Genomic DNA, 19,218 nt, shown 5'->3' on the forward strand with positions numbered 1-19,218 from the left:
AATGTGAATAAACGTAAGTTACTGATCGGTACGCTTGTTTTGTTGATCGTGTTATTTTTTGCGTTTGATTTGCAACGCTTTTTCAGCCTGGATGCACTTAAAGCCAGTCACGATGCCTTGAAAGAAGCGTACGACAATGAGCCGATTTACATTATCAGTGTTTATTCGGTGACTTATATTGTCATGGCTGCCTTGTCTCTGCCGGGTGCAACAGTTATGACGCTGGCGGGTGGTGCCATGTTCGGCATATGGGTGGGTGTGCCGGTGGTGCTGATTTCCGCGACTATCGGTGCGACATTGGCATTCTGGGTGGCGCGCTATATTTTACGCGATACCGTACAAAGCCGTTTCGGCGACCGCCTGGAAACGATTAACAATGGCCTTGAACGAGACGGTGCGTTTTATTTGTTTTCATTGCGCCTGGTTCCCGCTTTTCCTTTTTTTCTGATCAATCTTCTGATGGGCTTGACCAGAATTAGCAGTCGTACATTTTTCTGGGCGAGCCTGATTGGTATGTTTGCGGGCAGTTCAGTGTATGTTAATGCAGGCACACAATTAGCGTCCATCAACAGTTTGTCCGATATTTTATCGCCTGCCTTGATTATTTCATTTGTACTGCTGGCCATTTTTCCGTGGCTGGCGCGTTGGGGACTTGGGCTGGTTGAAACCCGCCGCTTGTATGCACGCTGGCCAAAACCGGAAACATTTGACCGTAATCTGGTTGTGATCGGCGCCGGTGCGGCGGGCCTGGTCACCGCATATATTGCTGCGGCGGTGCGCGCGAAAGTCACATTGATTGAAGGCCACAAAATGGGTGGGGATTGTCTTAATTACGGCTGTGTGCCGTCCAAAGCGTTAATTCGCTCGGCCGGATTTTTAAAGCAGGCGCAGCAATCTGGTTCGCTGGGTATGACTGAAACCCGAGTGGATTACGATTTTGCTGAGGTCATGGCGCGTGTGCATCGCGTGGTTAAAACCGTTGAGCCGCATGATTCTATTGAACGCTACACCAAGCTGGGTGTGGAGGTGATCGAAGGGCTGGCACGCATTACCTCGCCGTGGACAGTAACAGTTAACGGTCAGACACTCACAACACGCGCAATTGTGATCGCCACCGGAGCAAGTCCGGCTGTACCGAAAATCCCTGGACTGGAATCGGTGCGTTATTATACGTCCGATACTATCTGGTCATTGACAGAACGTCCGGAACGGCTCGTGGTGCTTGGTGGCGGCCCGATCGGATGTGAACTGGCGCAGGCTTTTGCGCGTCTCGGCTGTCAGGTGACTCAGGTCGAGATGGGTGATTTAATGCAACGCGAGGATGAAGATGCGCGTGCCTTGGTGAGAGCCGCGTTAGCGGATGACGGCGTGCAGATTCTGACGCGGACAAAAGCCGTACGCTGCGAAGCCGCTAGTGAGTCCAATGGACATGGCCAGCAGTTAATCGTACAGGAACCGGATGGCAGAGAAAAAACCATTTCTTTTGACGCCATGCTATGTGCGGTTGGCCGGGCGCCGCGTACAGAAGGCTTTGGCCTTGAAGAACTGGGTATTTCGGTAACGTCACGGCGCACGATTGAAACCAACGCCTGGTTGCAAACACTCTATCCCAATATTTATGCCTGCGGCGATGTCGCCGGGCCGTACCAGTTTACCCATACGGCTGCACATCAAGCATGGTATGCATCGGTCAATGCACTGTTTGGAGACTTTAAACGTTTTAAGGCCGACTATTCTGTTATTCCATGGTGTACTTTCACCGACCCGGAAGTCGCGCGCGTAGGATTGTCCGAAGATGAGGCCAAAACGCGCGGCATTACCGTGGAAGTAACACGCTATGGATTGGATGATCTTGACCGCGCGATTGCCGATGAAGCTGCGCAGGGATTTGTCAAGGTATTAACCGTGCCGGGTAAGGATCGTATACTTGGCGTGACTATCGTCGGCAAACATGCCAGCGACTTGCTTGCGGAGTATGTGCTCGCGATGAAACATGGATTGGGTCTGAACAAAATCCTGGGCACCATCCATACCTACCCGACCTGGCCCGAAGCCAACAAATACGCTGCAGGAGAATGGAAGCACGCACATGCGCCACAAAAATTGCTGCAATGGATTGAGAAATTCCACGCCAGAAGACGCGGAGAGAAAAGCGACTAGCGGGTTAAAGACGATTTTTGACTACAGTCGCTTGATTTTAAACATTCTGCCTGTTCAGTTAAAAAAACGTGAACGGTTGTTGTAAATCATTTGTGTTGCCATTAGCGTAATAAAACCGGTCCATATTTCAATTATCTCGCACCAATTTTATTTTTTGGTGCGAGATGTTTCTTGCCTTGCTGAGCGGTTTTTAATTTGCGGCGCCCTTCTTTATTTCAATTTGCCCAGGACGGGGAAATGGATGTATAAATATTTGTTAAATTTTCTGTGTGCTTGTTGAAAGTGCGGAGGGAGCTGAATATTTATTTTCTCTTTATTATTTTCAATCGGTAGATGTTAGAATTCATACTCTAATTTTATGTACCTGTGCTGGATATCTATGGCTCAATCAACTCTTAGTATCAGCGCCAGCGAGGCGCTCGAAACCTTCAAAACATCGCCACATTCCATAGAAGCAGAGCAGTCGGTTCTGGGGGGGCTGATGCTGGATAACCATGCCTGGGATAAGATTGCGGATATCATAACTGACGAAGATTTTTATCGACACGATCATCGGTTAATCTATCATCATATCTGCAAGTTGATTGAACAGAACAAACCGGCTGATGTTGTAACTGTTGCCGAGTCGTTGGAATCGTCTGCGGAATTGCAAACAGTAGGGGGACTTTCATATATAGGTGCCATTGTACAAAATACGCCCTCCGCGGCCAATATCAAGCGTTACGCTGAGATCGTTCGAGAGCGTTCAATAATGCGAAACCTTGCTCAGGTTGGCGTACAGATTACTGAATCCGCTTATAATCCTGCGGGGCGTACGGCGACAGAACTGCTCGATGGGGCGGAATCAAAGGTATTTGAAATTGCTGAGGACGGTGCGCGCGGCAAGCAAGGTTTCATAGATATTCAGCCTTTGCTAAAAGAGGTTGTTGAGCGCATAGAAATGCTCTATAGCCAGGATAATCCCAGCGACGTTACAGGTGTTGCTTCAGGGTTTCATGATCTTGACCAGAAAACGTCCGGTTTCCAACCCGGAGATTTAATTATTGTTGCTGGGAGGCCATCTATGGGTAAAACCGCATTTTCATTGAATATTGCGGAGTTTGTCGCACTTGAGCTGGAGAAGCCGGTTGCGGTTTTCAGTATGGAAATGGGTGGAGCGCAATTGGCCATGCGTATGTTGGGTTCTGTTGGCCGGTTGGATCAGCATAAAGTTCGTACTGGCCGGCTGGACGATGATGACTGGCCAAAACTAACGCATGCATTAGGTAAACTCAATGATGCGCCCATTCATATCGATGAAAGTGCGGCGTTGACTGCGCTGGAAGTCAGAGCAAGAGCGCGGAGGCTTTATCGCCAACATGGCGGACTCGGGTTAATTGTGGTGGATTATCTTCAATTGATGACGTCCAGTATGCCTGGAGAAAACAGAGCAACGGAAATATCGGAGATATCCCGGGCTTTAAAGAGCCTGGCGAAGGAGTTGAAAGTGCCTGTAATCGCATTATCACAACTCAACCGCAGTCTTGAGCAGCGACCGAATAAACGCCCGGTAATGTCTGATCTGCGCGAATCGGGCGCCATTGAACAGGATGCCGATGTGATTCTGTTTATTTATCGTGACGAAGTATATAACCCGGAGACACAAGACAAAGGTATGGCCGAGATTATCATCGGCAAACAGCGAAATGGCCCGATTGGTAAAGTGAATTTAACTTTTCTTGGTGAATTTACCCGTTTTGAGAGCTATGCGAGAATGGAATATTATTGACATGCTATCAATTAAAATTTCTGGTTTGTTTAGAATTTGAAGCAATTACTGGTACTAATCGATAAACTTAAATGTCTGTAGTGAACTATAAATATTCATAGTTTTTTTCGGTCGTTCCTACGGTATCAAAACATTGAATTGCATTCATCGATAGAAAAAAGTAAAATCTCTGGTTTTCATTTGTTTTTTAAGGTACTCATCTAATTTTGTTTTTAATTTTTTAATGTTCTTTTAAGGAAAAAGGAATCAAGGATTTTTATGGCCAATAGTGCACAAGCAAGAAAAAGAGCAAGACAGTCAATTAAGCGTCGTGAACATAATGTCAGTCTGCGATCAAGACTTCGTACGGCGATTAAACATGTTAGAAAAGCGATTGATGCAGGAGATAAACAAGAAGCACAGTCTGTTTTTAATCAAACAGTCAGTACTGTAGATTCAATCGCTGACAAAGGGATTATTCATAAAAACAAAGCTGCAAGACAGAAAAGCCGCTTGTCAGCAGCCATAAAAGCAATGGCCTGATTTAAAAGCGCAATCATCTTATTAACTGGAAATACGTTTCCAATATATAGCGTCATCCATCATCTTATAGTCATCTTATCGTGTTGGATACAGCGTTACCATGGTGATATGCAACAAGATGTCGTACCCTGAAAAGGTTGTTCCCTTTTTAAGTACTGACGCAATTGCAGGGTATCAAGGTAACGCCCGCAGGGTGAACTTGTCAGCACGCGTCCAAGTGTTGTGCTTGGACTGTGTAATCTCGTTACGCCCCTTATGCCCCTGTATCTATTAAGTCTTTGAGCAATAGAAACTGTTTTTGCAAGGTGCGTCTTGACATGTCCTTGGCAAACTCACTAAATCCATAAAAATCAAATTGATAGAGTTTAGTGCTTCATTGTATGCGCTAGATAAATAACGGCTATGTAACAATTAATTATTGAATTGGTTGTCCAATGTGCATTGAGATATAGAAATAGAGGTGCGCATAATGAAAACAACGGAATTTAAAGTTTGGCTAAAATCAATAGAACGCATGAACCGTAATCAGCGAGACAAACTGCGAAAAAGTTTGGAAGGAAAAAAGGATGTTGATGAAGTTATAGCATTGATCGAACGTAGTTCGGATGAAAAACCAGCTTGTCCTAAATGTATGTATTGAACTGGCATGCTGGGCACACGCCAGGCGCAAATTCTTCGACCTGCATCAGGCCAATAACAGCCCAATGGCATTTGAAGCATTGCAGCGTATCGGCGAACTGTACGCAATCGAGGCAGAAGGCAAACAACTGACCATCGAAACACGTCAACACCTGCGAAAACAAAAGAGCCTGCCGGTACTCGATGCATTACATGACTGGCTGATGCAAACTCGCATGCAAACCGCCAACGGCGGCGCATCCGCCAAAGCGCTCGACTACACACTCAAACGCTGGCCTGCTCTGGTACGCTACGCACACACCGGTCACCTGCCGATCGACAACAACCCGGTGGAAAATATCATTCGTCCTATAGCTGTCGGCAAGAAAAACTGGCTCTTTGTCGGTTCTGAACGTGCCGGTCAACGTGCCGCCGCCATACAAACCCTGCTCGGCACTGCGCAACTCAACGGCATTGACCCGGCCGCATGGCTAAAAGATACACTTACAAAACTTCCAACCTGGCCTAACAGCCGTATCGATGAATTATTGCCACTCGCACCGGAATTTATCGAAGCATTTAATCAAGAAAAATTCTAGACGGACGTACTGGGCGCATACGGAATACCCGGATTTTGGCGGGGAATTGCTGAATAATTTTGGCGGTAATATAGAGGAAGCCAGAACGGCAGCAGAAAAAAATTATTGCGGCTGTTATAAATCGCTAGCCGATTTTGCGGAAGAATTGACCGAAGAGACCACACAGATTCCGGAGAGCCTGGCTTACTATATCGACTATGAACGTATGGGCCGGGATATGGAATTAAGCGGTGATATCTTCACCATAGAAACCAGTTACGAAGAAGTTCATATTTTCTGGAATCATTAAAAACTGGGGCGTTGTCGGCTTGAAGCTGGCAGCGCTTTTTTTGTTTGAGGGGCTAAAAAATCGCGCCGCCGAAACCCGTTGGCTTTCGGCGGCTGTTTATAATGTTCCAGGCTGGCCTGTCACTGAAATTTTGTTAATGCGCTGAATATTATTCAGTGCCTCTTATCCACGCTTCCGCTTTGTCGCGTTCGCTCAAATCAAAGTATCGAACCTTGGCTAAGGTAAAAACCTTACAGAAATAGGCCAAGCCTTTTTCCCAGGTTTTATCGCCAACAAGTGCCAAACGTTCGATATCATTGAAATGCCGCACACCAAACTTGGTATCTTCCCAAGCCGCTCCAGCTGTCCAGCCATGAAAATCAACTAACTCCACAAGCATATTGACCTTGCCATATTGCTCAATCTGCTGGTCAATCTCCGGCACGAAGATATCGTAATCTTCTTTTTCCAGCTTGCCTGTAATCGTGAGGTGAACAAATTTTCCTTCTTCTACAAGCTCAATGCCCTTGAATGTCATCGTCATTGTTCTCTCCTTTTGGTTACCATTTTAAACATCGACTAGCTTACCTTTTTCATCGAAGCCAGCGCAATCGAATCCACCGAAATAACTGGGATAGCCAAGCTGGTTTGAAATAACCCGCGTGTTGCCGATCATTTGATCATCGCTTTCATGCGTATGCCCATAAACCCAAAGTGCTGGCTGGTATTTTTTGATAAGCTCCAGCATATCCAGCGAAGTAAAAGCCGGTGTTAAAGGGCTGTCTGTAAACTTCGTATCAGGATTATTCACGGGCGCATGATGACTAATGACCACGCGCGGCCCGGCCAGATCAGCTTCAAACCATTTCATGAGTTCCTTGACGTACCGTCCATGAAGCTCGAGCGTATCCGCAGGTTTGAAGGATGAGGTATCTGAATTTCTGATCAACTTGAAATCATTGACCTGATATTCAGCAATCTTCATGGCCTGTTCATTGCCACCATCAAAGTCCGTCCACATCGTACCACCGAAAAAATGAATGCCATCTATGCAGGTAGGTTCATCACGCAGAAATGTTACATTCGGATGGCTGGAAACCAGCCACTTTTTGAAAGCGTTCTCTTCTTTGTCTTTTGGCGTTCGGGTGTAATATTCGTGGTTGCCTGCAATATACAGAACGGGCTTTTCCCAGCCTGTAAGAAATTCGGTCAGCAGAGAATAATTCTGAAACGTGATGATATCGCCTGCCAAAATCATTAAATCGGCGTCAATATTTTCCGGCCGGACTTAAATTCCAGATGCAAATCGCTGTAGCTGATAATTTTCATTGTCTTTTGCTTTCTATAATTGCTGGCTACGAATTCTTGAAAATATAAAAGTATGTTTTCTAATTTATAAAAAAAAATTTCTTGCGGCTTTAGAATTTTGGCTGTGTCGACAATTATTCTACGAGGCGCAAGTTATGATCTACATATAAGCCATAATATCATATTGCAATCTATATATAGATCATTATTGTCTTGACGGAATGCTGGATTTTTGATAGTTTGGCTTATATGAGGGTCATAAAAAGTGTTTATGGTTTATATATGGATCAAAGATAAAGTAATGCCAAAGTCTATTACACGAACCTATTCAAGATATACTCATGAAGCATGCTCGCTCCTCGGCGGGCTGATCCGCGCTGCCCGTAAAGAACATAAACTAACTGCGCAGGAAGTTGCAGATCGCACGGGTATTTCCAGAGGCTTGCTGCAACGTATCGAGAAAGGTGATCTTAAATGCGAGATTGGTGTGGTGTTCGAAGTTGCCACCATCGTCGGTGTTAAGTTATTCGATACTGATGAATCCACCCTGCGCAAGCATATCCGCCAAACTGAGGACAAGTTGGCGCTGTTGCCGAAATCTGTGCGTAAGAAACCCAGAGTAGTCCATGATGAGTTCTGATCACGACAAAGAAGCTTATGTCTGGATATGGTTGCCGGGTGAGACTGAACCCGTTGTAGCAGGTCGGCTTGAAGCCGATAACAGTCATATTCTTTTCAACTACGGTAAAAGCTATCTGGAACGGGTACGCGATAAAAAACCGGCGATTGCAATTTATGAGCCGGAGCTGCCTTTAAAGCCTGGCGTCTTGCCCTTGTCGGAGGGCTTGAGCATGCCCGGTTGTATTCGGGATGCTGCGCCTGACGCCTGGGGGCGGCGCGTGATTATCAACAAAAAACTGGGCCTTAAAGGTGCGGGCACAGATACAGCTGAGTTGGATGAACTCACCTATCTGTTGGAATCCGGCTCTGATCGTATTGGCGCACTGGATTTTCAGCGCTCACCAACGGAATATGTGCCCCGCTTCGCGAACAACGTAAGCATGGAAGAATTAATTGAATCTGCCGAGCGTGTTGAAAAAGGCGTGCCGCTTACGCCGGAACTCGATCAGGCGCTTTTTCATGGCAGTTCTATCGGTGGAGCACGCCCCAAAGCCTTGATTCAAAACCAAGGTAAAAAATATATCGCCAAATTTTCTTCTAGCGCTGATCTCTATAGTGTCGTTAAGGCTGAGTTTATTGCCATGCGTCTGGCTGCACTGGCGGGTTTGAATGTTGCGCCTGTAAAGCTTATAAAGGTCGCCAATAAAGATGTGCTGCTGATCGAGCGATTTGACAGGACACAAAAAGCGCAAGGCTGGTTACGTAAAGCCATGGTTTCTGCGCTGACATTACTGGGCCTTGACGACATGATGGCGCGTTACGCCAGTTACGAAACGCTGGCAGAAATCATCCGCCACCATTTTACCAATCCCAAATCCACGCTTGAGGAACTGTTTTCCCGGCTGGTTTTTAATATTCTTTGCGGCAATACAGATGATCATGCGCGTAATCATGCCGCATTCTGGAATGGCAAGGCGCTCACGCTAACACCGGCTTATGATATTTGCCCACAGGGCCGTACCGGCAACGAAGCCTCACAGGCCATGCTTATATCCGGCAACAATAATCTGAGTCAGCTCAAAACTTGCTTGGCAACCGCTCATAATTTCTTGCTATCTGAAGCCCAGGCGCATGAAATTCTTGAGAAATTAACCGCTGCAATTGAGCAACACTGGAATAGTGTATGCGAGGAAGCTACACTCAGCAAAGTAGATAGAAACCTGCTCTGGGGACGGCAGTTTTTAAATCCTTTTTCAACCGCAGTGTCCTGAAGAAAATATGATTTGCGGTGATTAACGCATCTATTCACCGCAAACTATGCGGTTATTATTCTTGCTTATGCAGTGAATGCAGGCTACAATCACCTTAAAATATGCGGTAATTAGCGATGTGGATTTACGAAAATAAAGACTGGCCAAATTTTACCTGGAATCAGGAATCTCTGGCACAATCCCTCATAACCGCTCGGCATAAACAAGGAAAACTGCTTGGACGGATGGAAGGACTGGGCTTTGATCTCAAACAAGAGGCCAGTCTTAATACGTTAACGACAGACGTGCTGACTACTTCCGCTATCGAAGGTAAAACACTCAATCCCGAGGAAGTTCGTTCATCTATCGCACGTCGGCTGGGGCTTGATATCGGCGGTATGATATCGGCAAGTCGCGACGTAGAAGGTATCGTCGAAATGATGCTGGATGCTACACAGAATTTTCAAAAACCTTTAACGGCTGAACGACTCTTTGACTGGCATGCCACACTCTTCCCAACTGGGCGCAGTGGTATGCATAAAATCACGGTTGGTGCCTGGCGACCTGAAGAGGCCGGACCAATGCAAGTTATTTCTGGTCCCATGGGGCGCGAAAAAATTCATTTTGAAGCGCCGCCCGCAATAAAACTGGATCAGGAAATGAAACAGTTCTTGAGTTGGCTGGAACATAACCGAAAGATCGATCCGGTTCTTAAGGCCGGGGTTGCGCATCTGTGGTTCGTCACCATTCATCCATTTGAAGACGGCAACGGACGTATCGCACGCGCAATTGCCGATATGATGCTGGCACGAGCAGATGGTATTAAAGATCGTTTTTATTCCATGTCGGCACAGATTGAAGCAGAGCGCAAAGAATATTATAGACAGCTGGAGTGCCAGCAACGTAGCGATGTCGATATTACGCCATGGTTGTTATGGTTCCTGGAAAGCCTTGAACACGCAATTAGCGGTGCAGATAAAACATTAGCGGCCGTATTGTATAAAGCCGAATTCTGGCATTTCCTGAGCACACGTCCCATTAATGAGCGCCAGCGCTTGATCCTGAATAAAATGTTGGAAGATTTCAAAGGACACATGAATACGTCGAAATACGCAAAGCTGGCGAAATGCTCGAATGATACGGCTTTACGCGATATTCGCGATCTGGTGGACAGAGGGGTTTTCATTCAGAATCCGGGTGGTGGGCGCAGCACGAGTTACCGTCTAGCAAAGGCTGAGGAATTAAAATGATCAGTTGCGAATAACCCATAACCGTTAGATTAAGTCTCAACTAACACACTTCAGTGTGATTCAAATCCCAGGCTCATGATTCATGGCCCTCACCGATGCCGTGAAGCACCTCTTCAAAGAAGTTTTTTGTACGCGCTCCGGCATAGCTGAAAACCATCTTCTTTAATTTCTTCTTATCCATGCCCAATGCTTTTTTTTAACATTTTCACGCAGCTTTTCTCCGTCTTCTGCCAGAAAATGCAGGTTGTTTATCAGGTCAACCAGAAGGAATTCCACACAGCTTTTCTTAGTATTGCATGCCCTTCGGGCAAAGCATGGGGTGCAAGCACAATCTACGGCAACAGAAGACGTGGCACAGGCATAATCAATAACGAACTTTAGTTGGTTTGGAACCGGCAGCGCTTTATCAAAGACCCGGATACCGGCAAACGTATTGCCAGACCTAATCCAGAAAAAGACAGAATCATTACGGAAGTGCCGCATTTGCGCATTATTGACCAGGATTTATGGGAGAGCGCCAAAGTACGGCAGAAAGCATTGGATGATGAACCGCAATTCTGGGCGAAACAACGCCCTCAGAATTTGTTTTCCTATCTTCTGACGTGCGGTTGTTGCGGTGGCGGCATGAGTAAAGTATCCGCTGACCGATATGGTTGTTCAACTTCACGCAATAAGGGAACGTGTAGCAACAGGCTAACAATCAAACAAGAAAATCTGGAGCACACCATTCTGGAAGCGCTCCAACATTATTTGATGACCCCTGAATTAGTGAAGGTGTTTTGTGAAGAGTACACAAAACACATTAATGAATTGCGCAGAACACGAAATGCAGCGATTGATCGTAGCAAAAAGGAATTGGCCAAGCTGGAAGTTGAGAAAGAAAAACTCATTCAGGCCATCAAAGATGGTGTTCCTGGTTCTGAGATTAAAGGGCCGATGCTCAAGATCGTAGAGCGTCGTGAGGCACTGGAGTGCTTTCTGGAAGGTAAAGAGGAGGCACCGGTGCTGTTGCACCCCAATATGTCTCTACGCTATCAGGAAGAGGTTAATGCGCTGCGCGAGTCACTGAATACAAAAGAAACCAGATCAGAGGCAGCCGAACTGCTCAGAAGCCTGATTAACAAGATTGTCCTTACACCAAAAGCGGACAGGAATGAATACGCCATTGATTTGCATGGCGACCTGGCTGGAATATTAACTGTTTCAGCAGAAAAGCAGCAAAGAATCAACGAAAACGATCCTTTGTTGCAGCAAGTCAAAATGATGACCGAATCAGATGATCAAAAAATTGGTTGGCAGGATGATTCTTGTGCTGGTGAATCTTCTTCGGAAGGCAATTTGCCAGTCAAGGGTAATGCTGTTTGCGAGAATAATGAAAAGTCCCGTAAATCAAGGCTTCCTGGAAATCCTCATAACCCTATGATTATGAGGCAGGATAAGCTGGTTGCGGGGGCAGGATTTGAACCTACGACCTTCGGGTTATGAGCCCGACGAGCTGCCAGACTGCTCCACCCCGCGTCTGTTAGTCGAACATTATATATCAAATTGCGCCATTATTGTTGAAGTGCGTTGATAAATTGTGGGCAAATGGATTCTAGATCGATCCAGGGTTCCTTGTTGTGCCTGTTCGTATGTATCCCTATCTCTCAAATAGACTGTTGTGCGCTTGATTGATTTTTTATCGCCAAGGCATTATAGGTATGGTTGAGATACTGTTTTTAGGAGAACCTTCGATAATGCGATCACTATAAGTCAGATAAATCAGAACATTTCTTTTGGGGTCGTAAAAACGAACAACTTGTAGGGACTTGAATAATAAAGATGTGCTTTTTTTAAAGACTTCGTCGCCATCAGCATCGCCATTTTTTACTTCTGCAGGCAGCGTAATCGGACCAATTTGCCTGCATGCTATGGAAGCATCGGATGTGTCCTCGGCAATGCCCACAACACCACTAACGCCACCAGTTTTTGCTCTGCTGAGGTAGCAGGTTGCGCCTTTAATGTCGGGGTCATCAAATGCTTCTATAACTATTTTGTCATTAGCGCCAAGAAGCTTGAATTTAGTGGAGACGCTGCCGATTTGTTCTGCATGTAAGGGTGTTGATAAGAGGAAAAGCAAGACAGCGTTTGCAATGATAATTGCACTGAAAAGAAACTCTCTTGTCGAAATTCTGATTGTACTATTCATGGTTTGTTTGTTCCTGTTATATTATTGATAATAAAAACTTCTAGCGGGTAGATATCTAAAAATTGATAATTCCATGGTTTTATTCGGTCTGAGCGGTATTCGGGATTGTTACACCATTAAGATGTATAATGTTCCATATGGTTATTATTTGAAAATTTTATGTTGACACTGCTTATATTGCAACTAAATAACTATTAGATATTTCATATTTTTTAAATATTTGATAAAATCCATGCGAATTTGATGGGCTTTTTCAGCCCATTTTTTATTTGTGTTGAGGCTATGGTGCTTGAAAAATTGCTAGAATTGACTCTGACCGGATTGGGGTATGAGTTGGTTGAAATTGAGCAATTGTCGCGCGGCAAATTGATAAGAGTATTTGTTGATAAAGAAGGCGGCATTACGATTGACGATTGTGTCGCAATCAGTAACCATTTGAGTCGATTGCTGACCGCTGAGAATATCGATTATGGCCGGCTTGAAGTATCTTCGCCTGGATTAGATAGGCCTTTAAGAAAGGAAAGCGATTTCCTCCGTTTCGCGGGGGAAATGATAAAATTGAAACTGCGAGTTCCATTTGAGGGACAAAGAAATTTTGTGGGAGTTTTGCGGGAAGTTAATGATGGCATTTTAAAACTTGAAGTCGAAGGAAAATTGTTTGACCTTGATATGCGCAATATTGGAAAGGCTCGTTTGGTACCAAAATTGTAAGCAATTAAAAATTTGACTGGAGGACTATGAGCCGCGAGATTTTATTGTTGGTTGATGCGTTGGCGCGTGAAAAAGCTGTGGAAAAGGAAATTGTTTTTACAGCATTAGAAATGGCATTATCTTCTGCAACAAAAAAAAGATTTCACGAAGATGTTGATACAAGGGTTTCTATTGATAGGGAATCGGGGGATTATGAATCCTATCGCCGATGGCTAGTGGTGGAGGATGAGACTGTAGATGAGTCATCACGTCAAATTTCATTTGCCGAAGCCAAAAAAAGTAATCCTGATATTCAGCTCGGTGACTTCATTGAACAACCGCTGGAGCCCATCGAATTTGGACGAATTGGCGCACAAGCCGCCAAACAAGTGATTTTTCAAAAGATACGCGATGCAGAGCGTGAGCAGACACTCAATGATTTTCTTGAACGTGGCGATTACTTGGTAAACGGAACGGTAAAGCGAATAGAGCGGGGTAATGTGATCGTGGAATCAGGACGAATTGAAGCCGAGTTGCCGCGTGATCAAATGATTCCCAAAGAAAATCTTCGTATAGGTGACCGTGTACGTGCATATTTATACAAAGTTGATCGTGCAGCTCGAGGTCCGCAACTGAAATTGTCACGTATTTCATCTGGATTCTTAGTGAAGTTGTTTGAACTCGAAGTGCCAGAAATTGAAGAAGGTATCCTGGAAATTAAAGCGGCTGCGAGAGATCCCGGTTCGCGTGCAAAGATTGCCGTAAAATCAAATGATCAACGTGTTGATCCAATTGGAACATGCGTGGGAATGCGCGGATCTCGTGTACAGTCGGTTATCAGTGAATTAGCCGGGGAGCGGGTTGATATTATTCAATGGTCTGAAGATCCGGCAACTTATATTGTCAATGCGCTGGCGCCAGCCGAGATAAGTAGTATCATGGTTGATGAAGAAAAGCACAGTATGGAAATTGTTGTTGATGAAGACAATCTTGCACAAGCGATTGGGCGCGGTGGTCAAAACGTACGGTTGGCGTCTGAATTAACCGGTTGGGATCTCAATATTATGACCGAGGAAGAATCGCAAACCAAACATGAGCAGGAAGCCATACTCATTATGCAGCTGTTTATGGACAAACTGGATGTCGATCAGGAGATCGCTGAAATATTAGTGCAAGAAGGATTTGCTACACTCGAGGAAGTTGCTTACGTTCCTATAATTGAAATGCTTGAGATTGAATCCTTGGATGAGGAATCAGTCAATGAAATCCGTGAGCGTGCGCGCAACGCATTATTAACAGATGCGATTGCCAATGAAGAAAAGGTTGAAAATGTAGCAGAGGATTTGCTGTCTCTGGAAGGCATGGACATTGAAACGGTGCGTATATTAGCATCGAAGGGTATCTATAGTCTGACCGATTTGGCTGATCTTGCCGCGGATGATCTTGTGGAATTGACCGGAATGGATATTGAACGTGCAAATAAATTGATCATAAAAGCACGTGAACCATGGTTTGTATAGCGTATTGATTGACGTACAGATAAATAGATTTTATTTTTAAAAATCTTTGCAATGCATCAATTGCTTTGTTTTTAAGTGTTGAAGGGTTTGGAAGGTTATAAATGACGCAAACAAGTGTAAAACAATTTGCAAATGAACTAGGATTGTTACCAACAGTATTGCTTGAACAATTGCAAGCGGCTGGTGTAAACAAGTTGTTGGCGGATGATAATCTTACTGAACAGGACAAATCTCAGTTACTTGATTATTTAAGAAAAACACACGGTGCTAAAGAAACGAAAAATAAGGTTACTTTAACACGCCGGCAAACTTCGGAAATTCGCAAATCTGATAGTATGGGTCGAGCGCGCACCATTCAGGTTGAAGTAAGAAAAAAGCGTGTATTTACCAAACCGTCTTTTGATGAAGGTGGTGAAGATAAATCTATCAAAACTGAAATTAAAACGAAACGACGCATTGCCGCAGAACCTGTTGTTGATGCCGAGCAAATGGCGTTACGTGAAGAAGAAGCGAGAAAGCAAGCAGAATTAATCGCGCGTCAAGCTGCGGAAGTTAAACGCAAACAAACGCGTAAAAAACCTGAATCGCTGGCGGAAGAAAAAGCCATGACTGAAGCTCCTGCGGCAGAAATTACAGAACAAATACAGACTGCGAAGGCACCTGAGCACACTTTAACGGAAGACGAACAAACTGTTGAAGACAAAAGTGAAGTAGTCGAAAAAGTCGACCAGGAAAAAATTTCTGCCGAGAAAGCAGTACAAAAACAGATTAAGGCTGCCCCTGAGAAAGTAGCGGAATCATCCCAAGCCAAATCGCCCAAAGCAGAAACTGAGCGCAAGCCTGTCCCAAAACAAGAAGTTAAAACCGAAAAGTCTGAGAAGAAGAAAAAGCAGGGTAAACAATTAGGCTGGAAAGAAGAAGGTTCGCGTAAACGCGGCGTTAAGACACACGATGAGATGTCCAGTGGCCAAGGGTGGCGTGCTCGTCGCGATAAGCAACAAAAATCAAGTGGTTTTGAGGCGAAGAATGAACATGGTTTTTCAGCGCCGACTGAACCCATTGTAAGAGAAATCATTGTGCCGGAAACAATTTCAGTGGGTGCGCTGGCTCAAAAAATGTCAGTCAAAGCAGCTGATATTATTAAGATTCTCATGAATATGGGCAGTATGGTCACAATCAATCAAATGCTGGACCAGGAAACTGCGATGATTGTTGTTGAAGAAATAGGCCATGTCGCTAAATACGCAGCATCGGATAGCCCCGAAGCTTTTCTTGTCGATACTGAATCGCTTATCGCTGAAGCGGAAATGGAGCCACGCGCTCCGGTTGTTACGGTTATGGGGCATGTGGACCACGGTAAAACATCGTTGTTGGATTTTATCCGCCGTTCACGCGTAGCAGGTGGTGAAGCAGGAGGAATCACACAGCATATTGGCGCGTATCATGTTGAGACCGATCATGGCATGATTACTTTTCTGGATACGCCCGGTCATGAAGCATTTACTGCGATGCGCGCGCGCGGTACAAAAATTACCGATATTGTGGTTCTGGTGGTCGCTGCTGATGACGGTGTGATGCCGCAAACGGTCGAGGCGATTCATCATGCAAAAGCAGCCGGAATCCCGTTAATTGTTGCAGTGAATAAAATAGACAAGCCAGAGGCCAATGTTGAAAAGATCAAGCAGGAACTGGTTGCGAATCAAGTGGTGCCGGAAGAATGGGGTGGCGACACCATGTTTATTGAAGTCTCAGCTAAAACAGGTCAGGGTATAGATGAATTGCTTGAGGGGATTCTGTTACAGGCTGAGGTCTTAGAACTCAAGGCGCCGATGAAAACATCCGCCAAAGGCGTGGTTATTGAATCACGTCTGGATAAAGGCCGTGGCCCAGTCGCGACAATTCTGGTTCAGTCGGGTACGCTAAGACGCGGTGATGTACTTTTGGCCGGTGCAGTATTTGGAAAAGTGCGTGCCATGAATGATGAAAATGGCAAGCAAATAAAACAGGCAAGTACTTCAATTCCTGTCGAAATACATGGTTTGTCAGAAGTGCCCGATGCCGGTGATGTTGTGATTGCTCTGGATGATGAACGCAAAGCGAGGGAGATCGCACTTTTCCGGCAAGGTAAATATCGCGATGTCAAACTGGCCAAGCTTCAGGCAGCGAAGTTGGAGAATATTTTTGACCAGCAGGAAGATGTCAAAGTACTTTCCCTGATAATCAAAGCCGATGTCCAAGGGTCCTGCGAAGCATTGGCACATGCGTTACAGAAACTCTCAACCGATGAAGTTAAAGTAAACATCATACACAGCGGTGTGGGCGCGATTATAGAATCAGATATCAATTTGTCGTTGGCATCGAAGGCTATAGTAATTGGATTTAACGTGCGTGCAGATGCCGGTGCGCGTAAGCTGATTGCTTCGAGTGGCGTGGATGTGCACTATTATAATGTCATCTACGATGCTGTTGATGAGGTTAAAGCTGCATTATCGGGCATGATGGCACCTGATCGAAAAGAAAATATTCTTGGGCTTGTTGATATACGGGAAATTTATCGAATTCCGAAAGTGGGCGTGGTCGCAGGATGTTATGTTCTGGAAGGTATAGTAAAAAGAAATTCGTTGATACGCGTACTGCGTGACGGAAAAATCATGCACAGTTGCGAACTGGATTCTTTAAAACGGTTTAAAGACGATGCGAAAGAAGTGAGGGAAGGCTTTGAATGCGGAATCTCTCTTAAAAATTACAATGATTTGAAAGTCGGCGATCAACTTGAGGCGTATGAGGTCATTGAAACAATGCGCACAATTTAACACGCCTAGCAGTCAACCCCGATCGGAATTATTCACCCAATGCCTAAAGATTTTTCCCGTACGCTGCGCGTAGCCGATCAGATACAGCGCGAGCTTGCAGATTTATTGCATCATGAAATCAAGGATCCGCGGATTAATCAAATTACAATTACAGCAGTGGAAGTGAGCCGCGATTATGCTTACGCCAAAGTTTTTTACACCACATTAGGTGATCAGGCGCATAATATCCAGTTAGAAAAAGGACTGGAAAAAGCACATGGATTTCTACGTTCAAGCTTGTCTAAAAGAATAAAATTGCGCGTCGTGCCGCAATTGATATTTGTATACGATAAATCTATTGAGCAAGGTGCGTACCTATCCAGGCTGATTGATGAGGCGGTTGCGCAAGAGAACAAGAATAATAACTAGAAATAGGTCAAATAAAACTTGAACCCAGCGACTTTAGTGCGCAGAAGAATGTTCGGAAGTTGAATCTTTCGCTCTTTTTTGTTTTTCTCTAATATGTCTAAACGCAGTATCAGTGGAGTGTTGCTATTAGATAAGCCGTATGGCCTTACTTCAAACCAGGCGCTTCAAAAAGTCAAGTATTTATATGCATCAGCCAAATCCGGCCATACAGGTACGCTTGATCCCATGGCAACCGGAATGTTGCCCATTTGCATGGGTGAAGCGACCAAATTTACTTCAATAGTATTAAAAGCCGACAAAACCTACGAAGCAGTACTGCGATTGGGCTACAAAAGCACAACAGGTGACGCGGAAGGTGAAATCGTAAAGCTGGCGGATATCGATACTGTAAACCTGACTGTACAATACTGTGAATCGGTTTTGCGTCAGTTTGTTGGAGAAACGCAGCAGATTCCTCCGATGCATAGCGCTTTAAAGCATCAGGGCAAGCCATTATATGTCTATGCCCGAATGGGCAAGGCCATTAAGCGTCAACCGCGAGTTGTTTTTATTCATGAAATCAAAATTAAGTCGCTGGTCGGTAATGAACTGACGATTACCGTCAGGTGCGGGACGGGTACTTATATCCGTACATTGGCAGAGGACATCGGCAAGGCATTGGGGTGTGGATGCGCCTATCTGATCAGTTTGCGCCGTAGTTCGATTGGCCATTTCGATCTGTCCCAGACGAAAACGCTTGAAATGCTCAAGGAATTGGGCATGGCGGATCGTGATATTTGTTTGTTGCCTATAGATAGTGTTTTGCATGAATTGCCTTTTTTATCACTGGCAAAAAAAGAAGCGCAAAATATTTTGCAAGGACGCGTTCTGTCTAATAAGCTCGAATTAAGCGATAATATTGAAGAATCGCAGCAAGCTAAAACTGTGCGTTTATACTATCAACAATTATTTCTTGGATTGGGTGAAATCTCGATTGATCAAACCTTAAAACCCAAGCGGTTATTGTCGGGAACCTATTTGAACAATCACGATCAGGGAAAATCATTGTTTTTGTAGCGCAATGGGATAGCAGGCAATCTGCGATGCGTATGCTCGCAAATGAATTTTTAAAAACTGCATGACAGGGCAAGTATGATCATATGAGTGATGAGGTTATTTTTTGCCGGAACCAGAGTATATTTGTTTTGAGCGGTACAAATAAAATGAAAAAGATGGGCAGGATTAACACCTATGCG

Annotated in this window: 17 protein-coding genes, 1 tRNA gene and 1 pseudogene; 15 read left to right on the top strand and 4 right to left on the bottom strand. The window is 44.9% G+C overall.

Going from position 1 to position 19,218, the window contains the following annotated elements; translation table 11 throughout:
• Positions 1-3 precede the first annotated feature (3 nt).
• From MRK00_13145 to MRK00_13170, 6 genes and pseudogenes are all read left to right on the top strand, one after another.
• On the top strand, positions 4-2,160 hold the full coding sequence (locus MRK00_13145; GenBank protein ID MDR4518319.1) for an FAD-dependent oxidoreductase: 2,157 nt from the start codon (positions 4-6) through the stop codon (positions 2,158-2,160).
• Between the two features lie 379 nt (positions 2,161-2,539).
• Entirely contained in the window at positions 2,540-3,928 is a 1,389-nt protein-coding gene (gene dnaB / locus MRK00_13150; protein MDR4518320.1) for a replicative DNA helicase, read from the top strand.
• Positions 3,929-4,186: 258 nt separating this feature from the next.
• Positions 4,187-4,450, top strand: coding sequence for a 30S ribosomal protein S20 (rpsT, locus tag MRK00_13155; protein MDR4518321.1), 264 nt, complete (start codon positions 4,187-4,189; stop codon positions 4,448-4,450).
• A gap of 469 nt (positions 4,451-4,919) precedes the next feature.
• Positions 4,920-5,090, top strand: a complete 171-nt coding sequence (locus tag MRK00_13160; GenBank protein ID MDR4518322.1) for a hypothetical protein — start codon at positions 4,920-4,922, stop codon at positions 5,088-5,090.
• Positions 5,077-5,667, top strand: a pseudogene (locus MRK00_13165) (IS66 family transposase). The gene MRK00_13160 and the pseudogene MRK00_13165 overlap by 14 nt, the downstream one beginning before the upstream one ends.
• A 46-nt stretch (positions 5,668-5,713) precedes the next feature.
• On the top strand, positions 5,714-5,956 hold the full coding sequence (locus MRK00_13170; protein MDR4518323.1) for an antirestriction protein ArdA: 243 nt from the start codon (positions 5,714-5,716) through the stop codon (positions 5,954-5,956).
• 148 nt (positions 5,957-6,104) lie between these two features.
• Here MRK00_13170 and MRK00_13175 read toward each other — a convergent pair whose 3' ends face one another.
• Positions 6,105-6,479 carry an STAS/SEC14 domain-containing protein gene (locus MRK00_13175; protein ID MDR4518324.1) on the bottom strand — a complete coding sequence of 125 codons (375 nt, stop codon included), beginning with the start codon at positions 6,477-6,479 and terminating at the stop codon, positions 6,105-6,107.
• 24 nt (positions 6,480-6,503) lie between these two features.
• Positions 6,504-7,193, bottom strand: coding sequence for a metallophosphoesterase (locus tag MRK00_13180; protein ID MDR4518325.1), 690 nt, complete (start codon positions 7,191-7,193; stop codon positions 6,504-6,506).
• Positions 7,194-7,544: 351 nt separating this feature from the next.
• Here MRK00_13180 and MRK00_13185 point away from each other — a divergent pair, with 351 nt between their 5' ends.
• From MRK00_13185 to MRK00_13200, 4 genes are all read left to right on the top strand, one after another.
• On the top strand, positions 7,545-7,883 hold the full coding sequence (locus tag MRK00_13185; protein ID MDR4518326.1) for a helix-turn-helix domain-containing protein: 339 nt from the start codon (positions 7,545-7,547) through the stop codon (positions 7,881-7,883).
• Positions 7,873-9,135 (top strand): type II toxin-antitoxin system HipA family toxin, encoded by a 1,263-nt coding sequence (locus MRK00_13190; protein ID MDR4518327.1) that lies wholly within the window; start codon positions 7,873-7,875, stop codon positions 9,133-9,135. The genes MRK00_13185 and MRK00_13190 overlap by 11 nt, the downstream gene beginning before the upstream one ends.
• Before the next feature lie 116 nt (positions 9,136-9,251).
• Positions 9,252-10,364: a Fic family protein gene (locus MRK00_13195; protein MDR4518328.1), complete on the top strand. Its 1,113-nt coding sequence runs from the start codon at positions 9,252-9,254 to the stop codon at positions 10,362-10,364.
• A gap of 624 nt (positions 10,365-10,988) precedes the next feature.
• Complete coding sequence (locus MRK00_13200; protein MDR4518329.1) at positions 10,989-11,849, top strand: zinc ribbon domain-containing protein; 861 nt, start codon at positions 10,989-10,991, stop codon at positions 11,847-11,849.
• Here the strand turns inward: MRK00_13200 and MRK00_13205 are convergent.
• Positions 11,806-11,882 (bottom strand) — tRNA-Met (locus tag MRK00_13205). The two genes, MRK00_13200 and MRK00_13205, sit on opposite strands and share 44 nt — an antisense overlap.
• 160 nt (positions 11,883-12,042) lie before the next feature.
• Positions 12,043-12,552 carry a protein CreA gene (gene creA, locus MRK00_13210; GenBank protein ID MDR4518330.1) on the bottom strand — a complete coding sequence of 170 codons (510 nt, stop codon included), beginning with the start codon at positions 12,550-12,552 and terminating at the stop codon, positions 12,043-12,045.
• A 282-nt stretch (positions 12,553-12,834) separates the two neighbouring features.
• On the opposite strand from creA, the gene rimP reads away from it, so the two are divergent.
• The 5 genes from rimP to truB all read left to right on the top strand — a co-directional run bounded on the left by rimP (position 12,835) and on the right by truB (position 19,039).
• Positions 12,835-13,263: a ribosome maturation factor RimP gene (gene rimP, locus MRK00_13215; GenBank protein ID MDR4518331.1), complete on the top strand. Its 429-nt coding sequence runs from the start codon at positions 12,835-12,837 to the stop codon at positions 13,261-13,263.
• Between the two features lie 26 nt (positions 13,264-13,289).
• On the top strand, positions 13,290-14,762 hold the full coding sequence (gene nusA, locus MRK00_13220; protein ID MDR4518332.1) for a transcription termination factor NusA: 1,473 nt from the start codon (positions 13,290-13,292) through the stop codon (positions 14,760-14,762).
• A 101-nt stretch (positions 14,763-14,863) separates the two neighbouring features.
• Complete coding sequence (infB, locus tag MRK00_13225; protein MDR4518333.1) at positions 14,864-17,575, top strand: translation initiation factor IF-2; 2,712 nt, start codon at positions 14,864-14,866, stop codon at positions 17,573-17,575.
• 39 nt (positions 17,576-17,614) lie between these two features.
• Positions 17,615-17,983, top strand: coding sequence for a 30S ribosome-binding factor RbfA (gene rbfA / locus MRK00_13230; GenBank protein ID MDR4518334.1), 369 nt, complete (start codon positions 17,615-17,617; stop codon positions 17,981-17,983).
• Between the two features lie 93 nt (positions 17,984-18,076).
• Complete coding sequence (truB, locus tag MRK00_13235) at positions 18,077-19,039, top strand: tRNA pseudouridine(55) synthase TruB (GenBank protein MDR4518335.1); 963 nt, start codon at positions 18,077-18,079, stop codon at positions 19,037-19,039.
• The last annotated feature ends 179 nt before the right edge of the window (positions 19,040-19,218 follow it).

This window comes from Nitrosomonas sp. (assembly GCA_031316255.1).
Taxonomy (GTDB): Bacteria; Pseudomonadota; Gammaproteobacteria; order Burkholderiales; family Nitrosomonadaceae; genus Nitrosomonas.

Bases quoted from the DNA above. Each gene is read 5' to 3' on its own strand.
- dnaB (MDR4518320.1), top strand. From the start codon at position 2,540: ATGGCTCAATCAACTCTTAGTATCAGCGCCAGCGAGGCGCTCGAAACC.
- MRK00_13185 (MDR4518326.1), top strand. From the start codon at position 7,545: ATGCCAAAGTCTATTACACGAACCTATTCAAGATATACTCATGAAGCA.
- MRK00_13180 (MDR4518325.1), bottom strand. From the start codon at position 7,193: ATGATTTTGGCAGGCGATATCATCACGTTTCAGAATTATTCTCTGCTG.
- creA (MDR4518330.1), bottom strand. From the start codon at position 12,552: ATGAATAGTACAATCAGAATTTCGACAAGAGAGTTTCTTTTCAGTGCA.
- MRK00_13160 (MDR4518322.1), top strand. From the start codon at position 4,920: ATGAAAACAACGGAATTTAAAGTTTGGCTAAAATCAATAGAACGCATG.
- truB (MDR4518335.1), top strand. From the start codon at position 18,077: ATGTCTAAACGCAGTATCAGTGGAGTGTTGCTATTAGATAAGCCGTAT.
- nusA (MDR4518332.1), top strand. From the start codon at position 13,290: ATGAGCCGCGAGATTTTATTGTTGGTTGATGCGTTGGCGCGTGAAAAA.
- MRK00_13195 (MDR4518328.1), top strand. From the start codon at position 9,252: ATGTGGATTTACGAAAATAAAGACTGGCCAAATTTTACCTGGAATCAG.
- infB (MDR4518333.1), top strand. From the start codon at position 14,864: ATGACGCAAACAAGTGTAAAACAATTTGCAAATGAACTAGGATTGTTA.
- MRK00_13175 (MDR4518324.1), bottom strand. From the start codon at position 6,479: ATGACGATGACATTCAAGGGCATTGAGCTTGTAGAAGAAGGAAAATTT.
- MRK00_13190 (MDR4518327.1), top strand. From the start codon at position 7,873: ATGAGTTCTGATCACGACAAAGAAGCTTATGTCTGGATATGGTTGCCG.
- MRK00_13200 (MDR4518329.1), top strand. From the start codon at position 10,989: ATGAGTAAAGTATCCGCTGACCGATATGGTTGTTCAACTTCACGCAAT.
- rbfA (MDR4518334.1), top strand. From the start codon at position 17,615: ATGCCTAAAGATTTTTCCCGTACGCTGCGCGTAGCCGATCAGATACAG.
- rpsT (MDR4518321.1), top strand. From the start codon at position 4,187: ATGGCCAATAGTGCACAAGCAAGAAAAAGAGCAAGACAGTCAATTAAG.
- rimP (MDR4518331.1), top strand. From the start codon at position 12,835: ATGGTGCTTGAAAAATTGCTAGAATTGACTCTGACCGGATTGGGGTAT.